A 2638-nucleotide genomic window follows, 5' to 3' on the forward strand; every position below is an offset into this window, starting at 1 on the left:
GGTGCCGTGAGGAGGCCGGGGCAGGGCGTGGCGGCTGCGGCGCAAGGGACCGAAGCCGTGGTCCGGGCGGCTCGGGCTCCCGTATGCTGGTCGCAGCAGAAGGGGAGTAGCTCTTCGCCGGACCGTCGACACACTGCTGGGTCATCCAGCCGGCGCCCGGAGGCAGGCCGCACATGCGCGGTCGGCCAGCGAGACCTTCGGCCGCAGTGCCCCGTCCAGGTTCACTTGCATCCGTCCGCATCGGGGCGCGTGCGCGTGAACACCGTCAGGGCGCCGCCGAGCCGAAGCGACCCCTGACACAGCCCAGGTCTCTCGGAAACGGTGGCGCCCAGCCCACCCGATCGAGGTCCCAGCCCCGTGTTCAGCGCGAACTTCAGCATCACCGTCACGGCCATCGCCTTCGGCGTCGTCTTCCTCGCAGAGCTCCCCGACAAGACGGCCCTCGCCGGCCTGATGCTCGGCACCCGCTACCGCGCCGGCTACGTCTTCGCCGGAGTCGCAGCCGCCTTCGCCGTGCACGTCGCGCTCGCCATCGCCGCAGGCAGCGTCCTCACCCTGCTGCCCCACCGGCTCGTACAGGCCGTCGTCGGCGTCCTCTTCCTCGCGGGCGCGATCATGCTGCTGCTCAAGAAGAGCGACGGCGACGAGGAGATCGAGACACCCGCCGACCAGTCCTTCTGGAAGGTCTCCGGAGCCGGCTTCATGCTGATCCTCGTCGCGGAGTTCGGCGACCTCACGCAGATCATGACCGCCAACCTCGCCGCCCGCTACGACAACCCCGTCTCGGTCGGCGTCGGCGCCGTGTTCGCCCTGTGGGCGGTGGCCGGCATCGGCATCCTGGGCGGCCGCACGCTCATGAAGTACGTGCCGCTGCGCCTGATCACCAGGATCGCGGCCGCCGTGATGGCCGCCCTCGCCGCGTTCTCCCTGTACGAGGCCATCGCAGGCTGACGCGGAGAAGCCGACCGAGTGGCTCCCTGACGCCGCTCCTCCTGCCTCCCGGCGGGCGCGACCACCATGGGGAATCTGGCGCGGCCGCTTCGGTGAGGGCTGACGGTTCACCGCTGAGGCCGCCGGGGGCAGCCGGTCGCGTGCGGCGCCCGTAGGCCGTCGGCCGGCGCGGGGCCGAACGCGGGCGGCGGCTGCTCCTGCTTCTCGACCGCCGACGCCGCCGGAAGCGGCGCCTCGGGAGTGGCGCCTCGGGAGTGGTGGTCAGGGCGTGGGCGTCAGGGCGTGGGCGTCAGGGTGAGGGCGTCAGGGTGAGGCGGATGGAGCCGTCCGGGGTGGTGGAGACGCGTACGGCGGTCAGATCGGGGACCTGGACCGTGGGGGCGTGCTCGGCGGCGCGGGGGCCGACGCCGATCACGCGCATTCCGGCGGCACGGCCCGCGGCTATTCCCGCGCCCGAGTCCTCGAAGACGATGCAGTCGGCGGGATCGACGCCCAGTTCGGCGGCGCCTTTGAGGAAGCCCTCGGGATCCGGCTTGCTGGCGGCGACGCTCTCGGCGGTGATCCGTATCCCGGGCATCGGCAGGTCGGCTGCGGCCATCCGGGTCGCGGCCAGCGCCGCGTCGGCAGAGGTGACCAGGGCGTGCGGCAGCCCGGCGATCGCCTTCATGAACTCCGCGGCCCCGCCGACCGGGACCACGCCCTCGGTGTCGGCGGTCTCGCGGGCGAGCATGGCGGCGTTCTCGGCGTGGTTGACCTCCATCGGGCGGTCCGGCAGGAGGAGGGCCATCGTGGCGTGGCCCTGGCGGCCGTGCACCACCCTGAGGGCCGCTTCCGGGTCCAGCCCCTGGGTGACCGCCCACTCGCGCCAGCAGCGCTCGACCACCGCGTCCGAGTCGACCAGGGTGCCGTCCATGTCGAGGAGCAGGGCCTTGGCGGTGAGGACGACGGGGGAGGCGGCGGTGGTGGCCGGCATCGGCAGGGGCTCCAGACGGGGCGGGAGAAGAGAACAAGTGGTTCCGTCCACCGGTCAGGGAATGCGGACGGAACCACTTTGTTCCTACACGATACAAAACAACGGGCGGTGTGCGCCACCGCCGGGTCGGAACGTCAGCCGGCGCCCTCCAGCACCTTGCGCGTCTCCGGGCCGTAGACGCCTTCCGGGTCGCCCTCGATGTCGTTCTTCCACTGGAACCAGGCGACGGCGCTCTCCGTGCGATCGTCGTACTTCCCGTGGTACTTGCCGCGGTACAGGCCCTGGGCCGCCAGGAGCCGCTGCAGCTTCTCCACCTCGGGGCCGGAGTCGCCGGGCTTCAGCGTCGGCGCCTTGGGAGCCGCCGGGGAGCTCTTTGCCCGCGGGGCCGACGACGGGCTCGGCGATGCGGGTGCCGAGGAGCGGGAGGCGGTGGGCGACGCCGACTTGGAGGGGGAGGCCGACTTGGAGGCCGAGGCTTTGGGGGGCGGCGCTGCCGAGGAGGCCGTCTCCGCAGGATCGGTCGGCACCACGCTGGCCGCCGGCCCCGTCGGCTTGGCGTCCAGGAGGACCGTGTCGCTCTCCGCGGAACGCGGCAGCATCGCCAGCGCCAGAGTGGCCGTGCCGACCGCGACCACGGTGCCGGCGCCGGCGAGGACCGTCGGAAGGCGCCGACGGCGGGAGCCCGAGGAGAACCGCTTCCCGGGGGCCCCACCC

General features: G+C 73.0%; 3 protein-coding genes. 1 reads left to right on the forward strand and 2 read right to left on the reverse strand.

The features are described from left to right. Positions 1 to 357: 357 nt before the first annotated feature. Positions 358 to 951, forward strand: coding sequence for a TMEM165/GDT1 family protein (locus tag HYE82_RS35820; RefSeq protein WP_179178406.1), 594 nt, complete (start codon positions 358 to 360; stop codon positions 949 to 951). Between the two features lie 289 nt (positions 952 to 1240). Here the strand turns inward: HYE82_RS35820 and HYE82_RS35825 are convergent, their stop codons facing one another. Beyond that, the gene (locus HYE82_RS35825; RefSeq protein WP_179178407.1) at positions 1241 to 1924 is read right to left on the reverse strand and encodes an HAD-IA family hydrolase; all 684 of its coding nucleotides are present in this window, start codon (positions 1922 to 1924) and stop codon (positions 1241 to 1243) included. A 134-nt stretch (positions 1925 to 2058) separates the two neighbouring features. Further along, on the reverse strand, positions 2059 to 2638 hold a 580-nt coding region (locus HYE82_RS35830), incomplete at its 5' end, for a peptidoglycan-binding protein (protein WP_179178408.1).

Source organism: Streptomyces sp. BR123, assembly GCF_013401435.1.
In the GTDB taxonomy this organism is placed as follows: Bacteria; Actinomycetota; Actinomycetes; order Streptomycetales; family Streptomycetaceae; genus Streptomyces.

Bases quoted from the DNA above. Each gene is read 5' to 3' on its own strand.
- HYE82_RS35825 (WP_179178407.1), bottom strand. From the start codon at position 1,924: ATGCCGGCCACCACCGCCGCCTCCCCCGTCGTCCTCACCGCCAAGGCC.